Genomic DNA, 16,806 nt, shown 5'->3' on the forward strand with positions numbered 1-16,806 from the left:
GCTGAGATAGAGGGGGTTACAAGTCCTTCGCAAGAGGTTCGGTGAACAATTCGCGGTCGAGCCAGTTGCCGATGGTATCGATCAAAATTTGATGTCCATGCGGAAGCGTCAAGGACATCAGATTAAGTGGAAGCGCGGTCAGCTCAATGTCTTTGCTACCTAGGGCCGAGGAGACCCGCCAGACTGTGGGATCACGCTCTAGCGCTACAGGATAGGTCAGGGAGATGCGTTGGCATCCGAGGACGTGGCCCGCCGTAAGCACCTGATACGTGTCAGGGGCCTTCGGCCGGGAGCCGAAACGCTTGTACTTCGAATCAGTGACCGCAACGGTGATTCCTTGGCTGTCACGGAACACAACATCCGGCGTGGTCTGCAGCAGCGAGCCTTGCCCCGAGATCACAGTGCCGAACTTGTTCGCAGTCTTGCTGACCCGTTCGCCGCGATTGCTGGCCGCACGCCTGCACAACCAGTAGATGTAGTTTTCGTAGATCACATCAGAGTTCCACAGGAAGCCGGACAGAGCGTGCTCTCCACGTGCGTGATGTACGCCGGCGCCTTCGAGAAGTAGGGTTCCAACAACTCGTGCCGTCTCCAGAGCCTGGTGTTGAGTCCCTAGGGAGATCCTCTGCGCTTCGAAAAGGTGGGGAGGCAACCTTCCAACGTGGGAGAGGCTACTTGCAATGTCGCGTACCGCGCGAGCACGCCCGGGCGCTTTGACTGTTGCTGCGAGGCACTCGGCGGTCCAACGCAATAGTCGGGCCAGCGGGGTGTCATCGGTCAAATGGTCTGCGACGTAGGGAACCTCCCACGGGCGCGCAATCCAGTCGCCCACGCGCGACATGTCTAAACTTCCTCGGAGCAGCGGACCAGAGGCTCGCTCCGTCAGATAACCGCGCGGCACGCCCCGGGCAGCGCCTTTGGCGTACGAAGCAAGGAACATCTCGGCGAGCAGGTCCGGCATGGAGAGTGAAGCGACTTCGTGGGCGGTCGTCAGGTTGTCGTCGACGTGCCCACCCTCGACGACGGTGAGAATCCGCCACAGCACTGTCTGCCAACTGCCATCGGCGGTGTTCAGGAATTTGGGCGCGATTTCGATATCGGTGTGGCCGACTCGCACCACCCCGGTTATTGCTTCCGCTCGCATCTGCACGAGTCCATCGCCAAGGTCTTCGACCCGGATTGGGTCTCCGGACAGGCCTAACGCACGTGTCCAGCGTCTGTTTGCCTCAGCTAGCGCGTGAAAATCGATCTCCCTGGCATGGAGAACCGCTGGTGCCCCGTACTCCTGGAGTTGAATGCGCGGCGGCGCGGCTAGCGTGTCAGCCACCTGAACGACCGTTTGATGACGTCGATGTGGAGTTCACTCGTCCGCACGGGGGCAAGCGTGCGGGCATTGACAGTCGCACTTTTGGATGTCCGCAGCTTCCATGCATACTCGCCATCCGTTGGGGCGGTGGCGACGTTCAATAGGTCCATTAGCTGATCCGGCCGACCGGAGTAGCGGTCTTCCAATTGAGGGAACAGCACGTCGTCCCAGGTCTTTGCGAGGCTTCGCCACGCGTCCTTCGCGTCGACTGGCTCCTCAACGCCGTCTGAATTCACCTTGGTCGCTAGAACCGGAGTCAAAAGACCGTGGCCGAGTTCGAACTCAGGGCCAAGGTCCGACGCAATGACAACATTGAGTCGGTCGAGGATAAGGTAGCCGGTCTGGAATGGCCCGAGCGACTCCCAGTTGTCCTCGGTCGGTGTCGGAATCGCCGTTATGTCAAGATTCCAGTGCTCGGCCAGAACATCGAGGGCGGGACGCATTTCGATCCGGTCGAATCGCCGCGCAAGGGCGCTGTCGATGGGTACGGCTGCACGGTCGACACTATTCATCGTCGAAACAATATAGACGTGCTTGGGGAAGGTGAATCCCTCAGGAATCATGGCTGTATTGCCACCCGGTCGGCAAACCTTCTCGCTTTGACCGTTCTCATAGGTCAGCTGTCGCAGCGGGAGTGGGAGCGGAACAGTGCCGCCGTCGCGGTAGTCAAAGTCCAGGAACGTCATGAACTCCCCGAAGATACGAGCAGCGTTTCCACGATTTATCTCGTCGATGAAAATGACGACCGACTTGTACTCCGACTTGGGATCAGATAGTTCCAGTGCCGCGTCAAGAAAAACGCCAGCCCACGGTTGGAGCCGAGTGCCGTCCCTGGTGATTTCCGGCCTAAGTCCTAGCACGAAATCCTCGTATCCATACGACTGATGGAACGTCGTCCACACGACTTTGATGGGTTGCGGGATGGTGATCTCTTGCTCGGGCCGGCTGAACTCAGTATCTTCGGGGTCGAATCGGATGCCTCGTTGGCTCTCTGGCGGGGTGTTCAACGCATCGAACAACTCGCTGATGAGTCGAGTTTTACCCGTAGCTGGGGGCCCGTAGAGGAGCGCGTTCCTGCCCGCGCTCCAGGACGAGAGAATGTCCTCGATCTTGTCAGCCATGTCACACCTCAGTCCGCATCGATTACGCCGCCTACAGTCCGGCCCTGGGTGTAGAGATCCCACGCAGGGTTGTTGGGTTTCATGTTCGCAGGACGTAAACCCTTGGTGAACCCTGCGTAGTAGTCACCTTCCACTGTTTTGAAGATGTATATGCGGAGCCCACCCTCAGGGAAGTACGGCAACGCTTCTTCCTTATTGCGGACACCATCAGGGGCAAGCGGGAACCCCCGGGCAGCTGTCCAGGCCGGATGTCGCTGCGAGTTAGGTTGCTGGCGGTTCTGGCGCGCGATGCGCATGCGTCCGCCGGCCTTACGTTGGAACTCAATAGGAGCAGACACGCCTGACGTATCGGCGACTCCCGCCTGGATGGTGATGGTCGGTAGGGCTTCGACGTCAGTGCCCGTCGCGTCGAGGAAGTCGAGGGTCGCAGGAACCATCGAGCTGGGGATTTCGATGTAGAGAGATCCACCCCCGCCCTCGATTCGATGGTAACGCTCAATGTTGTAGAACTCGCCGGGTTGGACGTTGCGCCACCAGATGCGATCGACGTTGAGTTTTTGGGCCACGATCAGATTGCCTCGACGTGGTAGAGATGCTCCAACACTGATCCACCCTTTACTCGGTCGTTACTGCGGAATCGGACATGGGGTTGCTCGTGAACGGTGACCTTGCCGAAGTCGCTCAGGATTGACATCAGCTCGTCCTCATGGACCTGGCCGTCCTCACTGTAGGAGATAAACACGTGCGGAACGTTGAGGCGCTCCAGCGTCTCGCGAAATGCCTTGCCTGCACTGCGCCGGTAACAGAAATCGGACGCCTGGTCGGTCCAGGGACGTAGCCCGCCATCGCCCGCTGCAACCGGCTCGTCGCCCTGAGCCAATGTCTCCAGGACGTGATAGTTCCCCGCGTACTGCCGCTTGGTATACGGGGGGTCTAGGTACACCGCGTCTGTGGTGAGCGTCGTTGCGAGGTCCTCAACAGCGCTCTGGGTGACGGTGTGATTCCCCAAAGTGTCCTCGAAGACGATGGGCTCGAAGGCCAGTGGTCGAAGAGACGGCGCGGAGAGCGTAGACCTGAAATAGCCGTATGTCCCGGTGATGTTGGCAACCTTGTTGGTCGCGAGAATCAGATGGTGAAGCAGCACGCTGTGCTCGATTTCGGTCAGGATCCCAGCCGAGCGCAACGTACGGATGCCCTCCCGTATGCCGTCGATGTGGGCCGCATTCCTGGCGGAGAAATAGAGCCGGGGGGCGCGTCCGTTGTCGGGCTGACCAGACTCGCCGAACTCGCGGAAGAAGTAACCCTCGCGAGGCGCGGCCGACCGCATCCAGTTCAAAGCCTCGTCATAGCCGCCTAGGGCCGCGAAGGCTGGGGGCTGCTTGGCGAGCAGGCGAGTTCGGGCGTGGACTACAGGGAATGTCAGGGCATCTGCGGCGGTGACTGAGTACCCGGCTCGTGCTAGGGCAATCGAGATAGCTGCAGTACCGCACATGGGGTCTGCAATCGAAGAGCCCGGAGGAAGAACCCGTGCAATCTCGCTGACGATCCACTCGGACAACCGTGTCTTATTACCTAGGTAGCGGTACGACATGCACACCTCTCTGTCTCCTCATGCGTCCGATCAGTCACAGCCGCTTGTTCCTGATAACGATCCGGTCGTACATGCGTCGGTACGTCCCGTCACCATTTGGAAGATAGAAACGGGGTCCGCCCTGCTGGTAGGTGCCTTTGTTGGCAACTTCCGACATTGGCCTACCTAAGGTCTTACTCGAGCCGATAATTTCGAACTGCTCTGGGTTGTACTTGTCGAGAAAGGTGATAGGCACGCCCATGGGGCCGTCATAGTCGACGGGAATATCCATTGTCTTACTAACGTCAATGGCGTCAAAGTTGGCGTACCTCGGATACTCCTCGGGATTATATGATTTATGGAGGATCAGGTCTTTGTGTCGTTCGGGATAGTCCAAGTTGGTGAACCAGCGGACTCCCTTAACCCGGATGAACTTGTTACCGTTTTCGTCGATTCGTGAACCAACGGCAGTTATTGGATAGTCGTCAGGCACACCAAACTCACGATCTCCACTGCGAATACTTGGGCCGTACCACACCTGGTCGTTCTGAAATAGCGGAAAAATTTCTTTGTATGTCAAAGCGTTCATGTTCCCGATAATAAGAAACTGCTTTTTGTACTCAACCAACTGGGCGACATACTCACGAAACAGTGAGAATGGCGGGTTGGTAACCACAATATCTGCCTGCTTCAGCAAATTTATGCTCTCGGGGCTGCGGAAGTCCCCGTCTCCCATGAGCGGCTTGACCCCAATCTTCCTGGGGTCAGAAGCGTCATTCCCGCTCCCTCCACCGCCATACTCAAGATATACGGCCTGGTCAGCGGAATTCCGACTAAAAAGATCAGCACTCTGATTTTTATAACAAGTAGTAATCAGCTTTTTGAGTCCGAGTTCGTCAAAATTCGAGGAGAAGTAGCGAAAGAAGTTGGATATCCGCGGGTCGTCGCAATTGCAATAGACGACCTTGTCCTTGAAATGCCCCGTGTAGTGCTTTAGTTCTCGCTCGATGTCGACAAGCTGGGTGTAGAACTCATCTTTTTTCGCTTTCCGAGCCTCCAGAAAGTCGCGGTTCCGTGTAGCTATCTTCATGCCTCTCCTAGCCCAACCCAAGGTTCCCTGACCTCAAAGCGGAAAATCTTAACTATAGACGATTAAATCGCCTGGGTTTACATGGCATTTTCAACCTAAAAAACGCGAACGGTGTCACACCGAAATACAATGCACTGGGGAAGCCACCGACACGTCGGTGCAGATTCGAGGAAATGGCGCTGGCGACACCCAACTCGCTGCGCACCCTACGGGCCGAGCTCGGCGCCAATCGCAAGACCAAGCAAACAGTGTCCCCAGCAGCTATCGGTTGATTTGTTGGGCGTAGGCGCGCACCGCGTTCTCGATCACTGCCCGAGCGGTACCGTCATGCTCGGTGAGCTCCTCGATCAGATCGGAGACATCCTGAGCCACCCGAACCCCCAGCTGGATCGTGGGTTCCCGGCGCGGCCGACCCCGCCCACGCTTCGGCGCGGCCACCGCGGGCTGCTCCGCCGGGACCGCCTGTACCGGCGGCGTCGACGCCATCGGTGTCGCGGGCTGGGGTGTGGCGGGGGCCGCAGGTGTGTAGTCGACCGGGTCGATGTGCTCATCCGGGGCCGGTCGGGGCCGGCGGCGGGCTAGCGAGGCGGGACGCTCGGGCTTGTCGGTCATCGCAGCACCTTCTTCGCAATCGCGGTGTAGGCATCCAGCACCCGGGAGCCCTTGCGGTACTGCCCGTACCACTCCCCCGAGATCCGCACCTCCTGGACGATCGCCCGGTCCGGGATCAACGGCTCCAGGAACAACCCCGTGGCCCGAAGCTCCTCGAGGCTGGCCACGGCCGCCCGGCTCATGATCGTCTCCTTCACCCCACCGACGACGATGCCGGCCTCGGTGAGGGTGTCCGGGGCGCCGAGCTGCTGGCGGTGCCGACGGAATTGGGCGACCGTGCGCCGGGCCCCTTCCACCCCGTCGATGCCGTCGCTGGTGGCGGTGGCGGCGTAGACCACGGTGTCCGCGGCGTTCAACGCCGACAGCGTCAGCGGGCCGCCCTGCCGGTTGGGGCAGTCAATGACCACCACATCCGCTGCCAGACCGGTCAGTGAGATCTTCAGCCGCAGCTCCGCATGATCAGCCCGATCCGCCTCCCGGTTGGAGACGTTGCGGGCCGAGGGAATCACCCGCAGGTTTGGGTGCCACCCACTGGGCACCGCGAGATCCTCGGCCCAGCCTTCAGGATTCTCATCACCCAAGATCGCACCGACGTGCATTCCTTCCGCCGAGGGCTCCACCCCGAACCACTTGGTGGAAGCCGCACGGGGGTCGAGATCAACGAGTACTACACGGCGCCCCTCGGCAGCAGCGACCATTGCTAAGGAGACAGCGGTGGTGGTCTTGGTGACCCCACCAGATTCGCTGTAGACCATCAGGGTTTGCATGGGTTCATGCTACCAATCTAACGAGCACGCTGGCTAGCTACCTAGACAGCTAGCTAAATAACTAGATAGCTAGGTTGGTCTCAAGATAGGTAGCGAGTATTCTATCTACCAATAAATGAAAGGCCTTGATCCAGTCCGGGGCTCGGAGGTTCCCGCGGCTTCCCTTGGATGCCTCTGTGTTTGTCAAGCGGCTGCCTGGGCAGTCTGGCTTCGTTCAAGACGTCTGGCTTCGTCGCTGATCATCACGCGCCAGAGATGGTCAGCCAGACGTCTCTTAAGGCATCGCGTGGCCTCACGTGGGGTCTTGCCCTGGTCGATCTTGGTTCTGTAGTAGCGATGGCCGCGGCTGTTGGGCATGCGGATCTGGGTGATGGCAATGGTGTGCAGCACGGAGTTGAGCTGCCGATCACCATGCCGGGAGAGCCTGTGGCGGGACTTGTCCGCGCTGGCGATCTCGATCGGCGCCGCCCCCGGCATAGTTGGCGAAAGCCGAAGAGTTGGGGAAGCGACTGGCACGTCCCGTTCGACTGATGAGTCGTCCGGCCATGATGGGACCCACCCCAACTGTCTCGGTCAACGTGCTGCCCGACGCGGCCACGAGCTCGGCAATAGCCTCAGCGTTGGCCTTCAGCTGCTGATCCAGTGACCGGATCTCGGACACCAGGTCCTTGGCCACGGCCTTGCGGGCTTGTTCCACCACCCCACTGGGACGCACCGTACGCAACAAAGCAGTCGCCGCGGCCGCCGACAGACTGCGAGGGGCGCCACCGGCGATCAGGGCCCGCAACAGGGCATGGAGCTGGTTGACGGCCCGCACCCGGGACTGGGCTAGGTTGACGCGGCGTTCGTCCAACACAGCCAACGCCTCCGCCTCACCTTCGGCTTCGACGTTGCGGGCGTCGCTATGGAGAGCGGCCACACAGGCAGCAGCGGCCGCATCGATACGGTCGTTTTTGCGTCCACCACCGCGGGAGAGCTGCCGGATCCGCGCGGTGGCGGTCGAGGGCACGTCGAGGACCTCTTCACCGCGGGCCAGCAGCCACGACGACAGGTGCCGGCCCAACCCCTCAGCGTTCTCAACCACCCAGCGTCGCTGGGGCCACCGGGCCGCCCAGGTCAGCATCCGGCGGTACTCACCCAGACTCGCCTCGATCCGGATCGAGGCGATCTCTTGATGGGTGTCGGGGTCGACCGCCGTGGCGGTGTGGGTGGATTTGTGCGGGTCGATACCAATCAGCATCATCGGAACCAGTCCTTCTGCCTCGAGTGGGGTAGGGATCCGCGGCTGACAATCCGACTTCGAGATACCTGCACCAGCGCCTCACCGTCATGCCTCTGTTGAGTCAAACCGCGAACAGACACCGGCGAGGCGACACACCCAAGGCGAGCCAGCCCGAAGGCGGCAGCAATCATTCGAGTCAACCCGCCCGGTGTCCTACGAGACGCTACGGGCAGCTGACCCGATCACGACACTCGCTACGTTTCATACAAGTCGGCAATCATTTTGGAGGCCCGCTAGGGCCGAGAGAATGTGCGGCAGCCTTCCTCACTAACCTGTCACCTCGCCAATCTGTCGCTGACCATGGAAATTGGGGTTGCTCGAGCAGCTTCCCTGGCCGCTCTTCGCGCTGCCTTTCGGATCCTCTTATGGTGCTCCTCGCTGAGCTCAAGCCGAGGGATAGCCCCGTTATCCCGGGCCACTCGGTCCAAGTAGTTCTGGCGGCCCACGTTGCCTTCGAGCATGCACACCGCCTGCGCCAACCAAATCATCGACGTCAGCAGTTGATGCGGCCACGTTAGATCCACGCCGACGTCGGGCTTCACTACCCGAATTGCTCCACCCGTCTCCAGCGGCATGCGGACCCACTGATGCAGGATTCCCGCCGTAGGGTGCGTCTCTTCTGACATCAGTCGATAGTGTGCATAAAAATCCTTGCTAGGCGTTAGTTCCCGACATCGGTCTTTGAAATTGGCGCCCCAGTGTGTGTGGTCATTTGCCAGGTTCGCCGGATCATGCTGCAGCTGGGCTCTTATTTGCTCCGCCCACTGAGTCCATGGTTCTTCGCCCATGCTGATGAACTCTTTAGCGGTCTTACTCCGTTCTTCACCAGAGTGCTGGGTCAGCGCCTTCCACCCGTCTGGCACTAAGGCCACCCACTGGGCTGTGACAGCCTGCTCGAATACAGCACGCACCAGCGGCACCAAGGCCGTCTCCGGGACACGCCTCACTGCGGATAGGTATGCACGCGCCTGCTCAAAGCCCTGTACAGCGAACCCGGCAACGTATAGGTATTGCCGGATATCCTCTGCTTCTACGCGAGGGTTGCGGGCCTGCCACCTGTCCCAGATGCGCAGAAGTTCCCTTAATGGCGCTAGATCGCGGGCTGCCACGACCATGCCCTCCCGGTAATTTGATCCACCCTGCGGCTGCTCGGTGCTCATTCTGTGTCCCGTGTTTTGTTCACAACTCGTGCGATGGCAATTCGCTGCATCTCCCGCATCTGTTGCTCGTGCTGTTCGTCGATAACGGCTTGTTCGCTGTCCTCGACTGCAACGACATCTTGCTTTCCAAATCCTTGACTCGAACAGTGGAGACCGATGGACACTTCTTCTACGAATTGGCTACGCCGTTCCCTGGGGCAGTACGGTACCCATTTGTCTCGCTTGGGGGACCACTTTTCGTACTTACCGTTCCATAGGTCCTGCGCAGCTTTGCCTGGAGATGCGACATGAACCCTGAATGCACGGTCTCGCAATCCCCTTCGGGGCCAGCCTGGCACTGCCCAGGTCAAGCCAACCATGACGTCCCTAGCGGTCCACGGTGCCGTGTGCGCAGTCATCTCCGCATCTGCTGGCCCCCCAGGGCGTTGCAAAACAACGATCATTGGTGGGTCCCCGGGCCCCCAGGACTCACGAGCCTTGGATAGCTGCACAACCTCGACACCATCTTTTGGTCCCCAAACCCGGAGCGACACGCCATATCTGGCCCCGGGTCCTACCGCGTGAATTCCGATGACCAGCTGTGTCGAGATTGTCGTCCCCGACGAGCGCCGCCCATTCGGACTGACTGATACCGGCAAGGGAACCTCTACCGGCCGAGCGGTAATGCGGAAATCAAGACCTTGAAGAGTCGCTTGCTGGCGATCGTGCAGCAGGGTGACCAGCGCAACTACTAGCGCCACCAGTGCCACTGTGAGCGCTCCCCACGACGACACAATGTCCTCTGTGTCGGTCAGGAACCTTCCAGCGTGTTGAAGAACATCTCCCACGATTCCAAGCCACTTTTCGATTGTCATCACCAAGTCATTTTCCCAGCAGGTCTATGCATTATGCGGCCACGACTCCTCAACTGCGCTCAACTGACGCTGCGAAGCTCGCTCCAGTCGGTGGTGTATCTGGGGGAGAGGTCGGCTTGGTGGTTGGCCCAGGGGGCGGGGGAGTGGGTGCCGATTCGGCCCAGGGCGAGGGTGCCGGTGCCGAAGCGGCGGTTGACCGCATCGATGAGCTCCCCGATCTGGGCGGGTTGCTCGAGCACTCCGGGCAGAACAGGCACGGCCCCCTCGAGGGCGAGGTCCATGCAGAGAATGCCGGCCCGCATGTAGGACATCCCGTGCATGAGCTTGGGCACCAGCGCCGACCGGGCGGCGGCCACCAGCGGGCCCGGCTCATTGGTGGGCACGGCCAGGCGCACGTGCGCGGAGACATTGTGCGCGGGCCCTGGCCGGTGCGGGGAGGTACTGGCAAAGACGGTGAAGCGTCCGGCCACCTCACCTTCCTTCCGCAGCCGGCGGGAGGCGCGTTGGGCGAACTCGGCTACGGCTTGGCCCACGATCTCCGGGTCCCAGATCGGGTCCGGGAAGGAGCGGGAGACTAGGATCTGGGCCTTGGTGGCCACCTCGTCCTCCACCGGGATGGCGGGGAACCCGTTGAGCTCCAGCACGGTGCGCATCTGCACCACGGAGAACTTGTGCCGGATGGCCACCGGGTCGGCATCACGCAAATCGGCGGTGGTCTCGATGCCCATCGCCTCCAGGCGTTTCGCCAGCCTCCCGGCGATTCCCCAGACCTCGGTGACGGGCAGGGCTTCCATGAGCCGGTCCCAGTACCCCTCCGGGGCCTGGTCCCAGTGCACCACCCCACCGGTGGCGGGCAGCTTTTTAGCGCATTCTGTGGCGATTTTCGCCCTCGTCTTGGAGCTGGCGATCCCGATGCTCACCGGCAGGCCGATGTTGCGGGCCACGGTGGCTTTGAGCCGGCGGGCCCACCGCACCTGCTCCTCGGGTGTGCCGTGCGGGGGGAGGAGGAAGCACTCGTCGATGGAGTACACCTCCTGCCCCCGTGCGTGGCGGGCCAGCAGCAGCATCACCCGCTCGGACAGGTCGGCGTAGAGCTGGTAGTTGGAGGAACGCTTCTCCAGCCGCCACCGCTTCGCGTCGGCGCGCAGCTGGAACCAGGGATCGCCCATCTTGATCCCCAGGGCCTTGGCCTCAGCGCTGCGGGCGACGACACAGCCGTCGTTGTTGGAGAGCACCACCAGTGGCTTGCCCGCCAGGGAGGGCTCGAAGAGGGCCTCGCAGGAGGCGTAGAAGTTGTTCACGTCGACCAGGGCGATCACCGTCGTCCACCGTCCTAGTGCAGCTTCCGCTGGTTGATGTGGCGGATTCCGTAGACCACGACACCCCAGATGTGCAGGGTCGACAGGGACGGGACCTCCACGTTGGGGTAGGCCGGGTTCTCCGGGTGCAGCACGACCCGGTCCGGGTGGACGTGCAGGGTCTTGATGGTGAAGTCGCCGTCGAGCACGGCGATCACCACGCTGCCGTGCTTGGGGGTCAGGGAGCGGTCCACGAGGACTTCGTCGCCGGAGTAGATCCCGATGCCTTCCATGGAGTCTCCGGTGACGCGGAAGATGAAAGTGGAGGTGACATCGCGGATGAGCACCTCGTTGAGGTCGATCCGGCCGTCGTCGAAGCTGTCCTGGGCAGGGGAGGGGAAGCCAGCCGGGACTCGGACCAGGACCGCAGAGACCAGCACGGGGCGGTCAATGGTGAGCGGTACTGAGTGTCTCATGCCGCCAGGATAGAACACATATTCTAAAGCTCATCCCATAAACACAATAGACCCGTACAAATATACGATGTGGCTAGTGCCGATGGTGCGGATTTTTCCCCGTCGACCGGACACGCCAAGGGGCCCGGCTACGGAGCCGAGGCGGCGCCGGCGGCTTGGTTTTGGCCGGCGGCGATCTGGGCGGCCCAGCGTTGCCGGAACGGCCGGCGGGGGCCAGGCTCGGGGGCCGACGCTGGCACGGCCGCGGAGGCAGCCAGGCGGGCCGCGGAGCGTTCAGCGGCGGCGCGTGCTGCCGCACGGCGCTGAGCGGCCTCGGCGGCGACACGCTGGTCCCGCGACCGCATCGGGGTGCCGTCGGGGTGGGTCCAGGCGCGCATTCGGGCGGTGAGCCAGGCTCCGGGGTTCTCGATGCCCTCCACGGTCAGGAAGCCGTAGCGGGTGCCCTGAGGCGTCCAGTCCAGGGCGGTGAGCACATCGGCGATGGTCCATCCGGCCTCGAAGAACGGCCTGAGCACGCTCACGACGTGGGCGGTGGTGAGCTGGCGCAGGACGATGGCCTCGTGCTGGAGCTCCAGGGCAGCCGCCCGCTGAGTCTCCTTCCGCGCCCGACGGGTCATCCGCCCCGTCAAAGGCTCCGTCGTCGCATGACGGGGCCACAGCGAGGCTGTACGACGACTCAGGGCGGCGACCACTTCGCGCCGCTGCGCGGCGCGCTTTCGGGTGGGTCGCGGCGCAGCCGCGTCCTTCGGGGAAACCTCTTCGCGCGCGTGCGGGGAAAGACTCTCCCACTTCGTGGGGACCGGGGTGTCAGTTAGTTCCACAGGCTCCATTGCCGGCTGGACGGTGTTGTGGATGAGCGCGTAGACGGGGGCCTCGCCCTGGGCGCGACCGGTGGAGCGCGGGGTGCGCCCCGCGCTGCGGCCGGTGGCCACCACGGCCAGCAGCCCGCAGTCGCGCAGGTGACGGATCACCCGCGCCACAGTGGAGCGGGAGCGGTCGATCTTCGCAGCGACCCAGTCCCAGGTCGTGCGCCAGGTGCGCGAGGCGGGGTTCTGCTGGGAGCAGATGATCTCCACCACGGCCAGCACGTTCGCCCGAGCATCGGCACGGATCAATTCCAGGCTGGGGTGCTCCAGCACGGCCCGGCGCCAGGCGACGACGTGCTTGGCGAGCTGGCAGCCCTTGGGCACTGCCCGCTGCACGACGGCCTTGGACTGCTCATGCTCCACCCGCACCCGACGGCGACGAGAGGGGAACTCCCCAGCGGCCTCGAGAGCAGCGTCAGGGGCGGAGTGTGACCGAAAATCGGCGTGACTGAGTGAAGAGGGGTCCATTTGCGGACGCGCCTCAGGTACACTAGGGGACACAACAGTCCCCTGGTATTGGGTTCATGAGGTTCCTGATTCAGTTCTGTTGAACCAGCTGTCACGAGTTTGGCGACCTGGGACAGCTGATTGACTTCGACGGCCCGCCTTGCCCGGCGGGCCGTCAGTCGTTTAAGCGGTGTTGCTGAGGGGGAGTTCTGTCTCCTGTGGGTTGTCGAGCTTGTTAGTCCTTCCCGAGTCACGCTCGATGAGCGCGCCGATGTACTCAGCCATGGAGAGCCCTACGCGAGAAGCGTTCTCTGCTGCCAACCGGTGCTGATCCAGTGTCAGGCGCATGCTGAATGGCACTTTGCGCCCGATCATCTTCGGTGGCTTGTACTCGGTCATGGCGCTAGTCTGCCACGGTAAATGCACATTTGCCCACAGCGGAGCGGCGTGTTTCCCAGCTAAAGCACATTTGCATACGGCGCCCCACGAAGAGGCGTGAACATGTTCATGGTAGAACATCACCGGTAGGCTCTTCTACCGACATGCGCACGAGCCTCCACCCCAAGCGCGAGCCGACTCGTGTGAGCTCCTCCCGGTACAGTCATGAGGTGAAAGTCCTGGCTCTTCCACTGCGCCTCCCCGGTGTTGACCTCGACCAGTTATTACCCAGTGCCTCGTCATTGAGATCCTGGCCGGACATACACGCGGCTGTGGAACGGCAGCACGGATACAAGATCAGTGTGGGACCAGCTCCGCAGAGCCTTGGTCGGTCAGTCACTGGCGTGTGGATGAGGACAGAGACGCAGTCCTACATCTTCCATGACGAGGGATGCGTACAGTCCGATGCATTCGTCAGGCACATCGTGGCGCACGAATATGGACACATCCTGCTGCGCCACAGCGGGTGCGAATTGAGCATCGGCACGGCGTTCTCCAAGGTGGGTAAGAATAAGAGCGTCCGGCAAGTCCTTGCCCGCAGCGATCGGTGGACCTCTCAGGAGAAGGACGCCGAGGCAATTGCTGTGGCCCTGGCTGCCCATCTCGCCGGCCAGCCAGACCCCATCCTCGAGCTGTTCGGCTGAGCCTGTGCTGATTGACCTACTCAAGCCCTGCGCCGCCTTGGTCCTGTTTGCCATCACCGTGCTGCGCCTGCCCGTCATCTTCCACCGTGCTCGTAGCCATGCCGCTTGGCTGGGCACCCTCCTGGGCGCCTTAGCCCTATCGATCAATCCGGTCTTCATCACGGAGCATGAGGTCGATGCTGTACTCGGTGGACACAACTGGTTCCACCTCGTACGCAACGTTCTCGTCTTGGGAGCCATGTGGTCCCTGCGAGTGGCCCTGCTGGAGGCACTACAGGCAAACCCCTGGCCCCGGCAACAGCGACGTGTTGAGGCGATGATCGCGGCCATGATCATTGGTCTGATGACGTTTTCGTTCTGGGGCATCGACAAGGCCGTGACCTCAATGGCATTCATCCCCGAGCACATCGACCAGTTACCTACGCTGCTCTACGGCACGGTCTACATGGCCGTGGCTGCGGGTTTGATGCTTGATATCTCTTGGCGCGTGCTCGGTGGACTGCGAGAGAAGCGCCGGCGCCACGCGCGGGTGCGCGTGGCACTGTCCTTGGTCTGTGCAGGGGCGCTGAGCATGGGAATTGCCTCAGTAATCGAGTGTCTCTACATGGCCGCAGACCACTTTCACGCTACTGACAGCCGTTTCATCACGGTCACGCATGCGGCCTTCGGACCGTTGTACCTACCCGGAGCCGGCTTGATGGCCGCGGGCCTGTTTGTGCTGGCAGCTTCGGCAGCACTTCGGCGTTGGCACCTCGGCGATCGCTACCACCTGGGTCGTCTCGTGGCAGAACGCCAAGGGAGACTGCGCCACGGCCTCGCCGTAGCGACCTGCAGCCCGCGACCTCGGCAGGATCTCTACAAGGCCATGATCGCTGCCTACGATGCCGAATCCCGTGGAGACATCCCTCCCTGTCCCAGAAGGGACAAGATGATGAAAGCCGTGGAGGCTCGCTTTGGTAGTTAGTACAGCAACAACGACCGAACACCGTGCTCGGAAGGTCGCTGTTGCGTTCAGCGAGGCGTTTCAACCCCCGATAGTGCTTTCCGTTCTATTTGTGATGATGCCCTCCCTGGTCCAGGGGGCAGGGCTTGCCGGAGCCCTGTGGGGACTCTTAGGGGCGTGCGCGATCTGCTTGATCCCCTTCGCCGTCGTCATCGTCCTGGCCCGTCGAGGCGTCCTGTCTGACCATCACGTCAGCGACAAGAAGGAGCGCGCCCCCATCATGGCCGCCACCTTCGCCCTGGCGGGGCTCTATATGATGGCTTTGTTGACGTGGCAAGGTCCATCGATTCTGCTCGCCCTCGCTGTAGCTTTCGCCTCCGGGATGGTGGGGCTGATCATCATCAGCCCGTGGTGGAAGATCTCCGGACATGCCATGACGGCAGGGAGTGTGGCAGCCATTGCCACGTTGTCCTGGGGCCCATGGGGACTGTTAGCCATCCCGGTGTGTGCCTTCGTGTGCATCAGCCGGGTGGTGTTACGCGCCCATACCGCTAGTCAGGTGATGGCGGGGGCGACTTTCGGCGTGGCCGTCATCGGAGGAATCTACGCTGTGACGTACCGACTGCTAGTCGGGTAGAGGGAGTAGGCATGGAACAGGACGAGCGGACCCCACAGCAGGTCTTGGCCAATAAGGTCAATTTGCTGCTCGACGCGCTGCCCGGCGAGGACGGTAAACCCCTGAACTTTCCTGCGATTCAAGCTGGCTTGCGGGAGCGCGGTGTCGCCCTAGGGCGAACCAAGTGGTATTACCTCACCACTGGCCATCCAGCGCTTCGCACCGATCGCGAGCTGCTGAGCGCCATTGCTGACCTATTCGGTGTCGATCCTGGATTCCTCTTGCACGAGGACGGCCCCTTGCCCGACCAGATCGAGCGGGAACTGAACATGATCATCTCCATGCGTCGCGCACAGGTACGTGACTTCGCCATGCGCGCCCTCGGGGACATCGACCCCGCAGGACTTCAGGCCATCCTTGACGTGATCGAAAAGAACGAGAAGTCGTCTGCGGACGAGACACCCCAGTAGCCACTCCCTGTCGTTGTGATGCCGCTTCGGGTACCCCTATAGTTGACCGTGAACAGGTTCATGAACAGGTTCATAGCCCGTTGGATGACGAAATCACAGGAGGGAAGATTCTAGTGAGACCCCAGGGGCACCCCTGTGTCCTTATCGGACATACCCCCAAGCGCGTATTCCGCGAGGGCGGATAGCAACTTCTCCAGTTGCACCTGGTTCGCGTAGTACAGCATGGGGCGACCTCGTCCGCGCTGCGCCTCTGCTTTGACGGCGCCCACGGCCTCGAGCTCGGTCAACTGGGCGCCGATAGTTTTGGCCGGGAGTCCTGTTTTAGCCACCAGTTCCGTGCGTAGTGCCGGCCCGCGCCCGAGGACATGGATGATCGACAGCCGGACGGTGTTGCCAAAGACCATGGCGGCTTGAGCGACGAGTTCGGACTGGCCTGCGGGGCGGACTATGGACGGCACGAAAGCCATTGTGTCGCACCCGCGCTGAGCACCCACCCCTGCGACCCTCACCAAGCAGCTTCCACACCCCTTGAAGGACTTTTATAACTGCTTTACACAGGCAAGACGTGCTAGTTTTTATAACTGTCTAAGGCAGTCAATTGGAAGGTAACCAGGAAAGGGAGGTGGCTCATGGAAGAAGACGAGTCCAAGGGCTCCTCCGGCCTGGTTTTCGCTGCTCTGGCGCTGGCCGGGGTGGTGGCTGTAGGCGTGCCCGTGGTGGGTGTTGCGGGACTCGCGCTGGTGTCGGATATGCAGGCATCGGCCGGCGGCTGCACCCCGTCCACGG

The 16,806-nt window shown here is 61.7% G+C and carries 17 protein-coding genes and 1 pseudogene; 4 read left to right on the forward strand and 14 right to left on the reverse strand.

The genetic code is table 11. The features are described 5' to 3' along the window. Positions 1–16: 16 nt before the first annotated feature. The 13 genes and pseudogenes from AYX06_RS19580 to AYX06_RS19590 all read right to left on the reverse strand — a co-directional run bounded on the left by AYX06_RS19580 (position 17) and on the right by AYX06_RS19590 (position 13,308). The gene (locus tag AYX06_RS19580; protein WP_147017873.1) at positions 17–1,327 is read right to left on the reverse strand and encodes a 5-methylcytosine restriction system specificity protein McrC; all 1,311 of its coding nucleotides are present in this window, start codon (positions 1,325–1,327) and stop codon (positions 17–19) included. Next, a complete protein-coding gene (locus tag AYX06_RS18985) occupies positions 1,312–2,487 on the reverse strand; it encodes an AAA family ATPase (protein WP_062737492.1) in 1,176 nt (391 codons plus the stop codon). The genes AYX06_RS19580 and AYX06_RS18985 overlap by 16 nt, the downstream gene beginning before the upstream one ends. Before the next feature lie 8 nt (positions 2,488–2,495). Then, positions 2,496–3,053: a hypothetical protein gene (locus AYX06_RS20070; protein WP_147017875.1), complete on the reverse strand. Its 558-nt coding sequence runs from the start codon at positions 3,051–3,053 to the stop codon at positions 2,496–2,498. A 2-nt stretch (positions 3,054–3,055) separates the two neighbouring features. Then, complete coding sequence (locus AYX06_RS18990; RefSeq protein ID WP_147017877.1) at positions 3,056–4,078, reverse strand: DNA adenine methylase; 1,023 nt, start codon at positions 4,076–4,078, stop codon at positions 3,056–3,058. 34 nt (positions 4,079–4,112) lie between these two features. Then, the gene (locus AYX06_RS19585) at positions 4,113–5,147 is read right to left on the reverse strand and encodes an adenine-specific methyltransferase EcoRI family protein (RefSeq protein WP_084271858.1); all 1,035 of its coding nucleotides are present in this window, start codon (positions 5,145–5,147) and stop codon (positions 4,113–4,115) included. 261 nt (positions 5,148–5,408) lie between these two features. Next, complete coding sequence (locus AYX06_RS18995) at positions 5,409–5,759, reverse strand: hypothetical protein (protein ID WP_062737494.1); 351 nt, start codon at positions 5,757–5,759, stop codon at positions 5,409–5,411. After that, positions 5,756–6,526: a ParA family protein gene (locus AYX06_RS19000; protein ID WP_062737495.1), complete on the reverse strand. Its 771-nt coding sequence runs from the start codon at positions 6,524–6,526 to the stop codon at positions 5,756–5,758. The genes AYX06_RS18995 and AYX06_RS19000 overlap by 4 nt, the downstream gene beginning before the upstream one ends. 183 nt (positions 6,527–6,709) lie before the next feature. After that, a pseudogene (locus tag AYX06_RS19005) lies at positions 6,710–7,769 on the reverse strand (IS110 family RNA-guided transposase). Positions 7,770–8,083: 314 nt separating this feature from the next. Further along, entirely contained in the window at positions 8,084–8,968 is an 885-nt protein-coding gene (locus AYX06_RS20075) for a DUF5677 domain-containing protein (RefSeq protein WP_147017879.1), read from the reverse strand. A gap of 913 nt (positions 8,969–9,881) precedes the next feature. Beyond that, positions 9,882–11,141, reverse strand: coding sequence for a Y-family DNA polymerase (locus AYX06_RS19010; RefSeq protein WP_062737496.1), 1,260 nt, complete (start codon positions 11,139–11,141; stop codon positions 9,882–9,884). Between the two features lie 14 nt (positions 11,142–11,155). Next, positions 11,156–11,596, reverse strand: coding sequence for a LexA family protein (locus AYX06_RS19015; protein ID WP_062737497.1), 441 nt, complete (start codon positions 11,594–11,596; stop codon positions 11,156–11,158). 128 nt (positions 11,597–11,724) lie between these two features. Next, a complete protein-coding gene (locus tag AYX06_RS19020) occupies positions 11,725–12,825 on the reverse strand; it encodes a hypothetical protein (RefSeq protein ID WP_147018043.1) in 1,101 nt (366 codons plus the stop codon). Between the two features lie 267 nt (positions 12,826–13,092). Beyond that, entirely contained in the window at positions 13,093–13,308 is a 216-nt protein-coding gene (locus tag AYX06_RS19590; RefSeq protein WP_084271859.1) for a hypothetical protein, read from the reverse strand. Between the two features lie 389 nt (positions 13,309–13,697). Here AYX06_RS19590 and AYX06_RS20310 point away from each other — a divergent pair, with 389 nt between their 5' ends. The 4 genes from AYX06_RS20310 to AYX06_RS19040 all read left to right on the forward strand — a co-directional run bounded on the left by AYX06_RS20310 (position 13,698) and on the right by AYX06_RS19040 (position 16,020). Continuing rightward, on the forward strand, positions 13,698–13,991 hold the full coding sequence (locus tag AYX06_RS20310; RefSeq protein ID WP_198161497.1) for a M48 family metalloprotease: 294 nt from the start codon (positions 13,698–13,700) through the stop codon (positions 13,989–13,991). A gap of 4 nt (positions 13,992–13,995) precedes the next feature. After that, on the forward strand, positions 13,996–14,955 hold the full coding sequence (locus AYX06_RS19030) for a hypothetical protein (protein WP_062737500.1): 960 nt from the start codon (positions 13,996–13,998) through the stop codon (positions 14,953–14,955). A 259-nt stretch (positions 14,956–15,214) separates the two neighbouring features. Further along, the gene (locus AYX06_RS19035; protein ID WP_186815715.1) at positions 15,215–15,571 is read left to right on the forward strand and encodes a phosphatase PAP2 family protein; all 357 of its coding nucleotides are present in this window, start codon (positions 15,215–15,217) and stop codon (positions 15,569–15,571) included. A gap of 11 nt (positions 15,572–15,582) precedes the next feature. Continuing rightward, a complete protein-coding gene (locus AYX06_RS19040) occupies positions 15,583–16,020 on the forward strand; it encodes a hypothetical protein (RefSeq protein WP_062737502.1) in 438 nt (145 codons plus the stop codon). A gap of 110 nt (positions 16,021–16,130) precedes the next feature. Here AYX06_RS19040 and AYX06_RS19045 read toward each other — a convergent pair whose 3' ends face one another. Further along, on the reverse strand, positions 16,131–16,478 hold the full coding sequence (locus tag AYX06_RS19045; RefSeq protein ID WP_147018003.1) for an ArsR/SmtB family transcription factor: 348 nt from the start codon (positions 16,476–16,478) through the stop codon (positions 16,131–16,133). Between the last annotated feature and the right edge of the window lie 328 nt (positions 16,479–16,806).

Origin of the sequence: Kocuria turfanensis, from assembly GCF_001580365.1 — a bacterium.
Lineage (GTDB): Bacteria > Actinomycetota > Actinomycetes > Actinomycetales > Micrococcaceae > Kocuria > Kocuria turfanensis.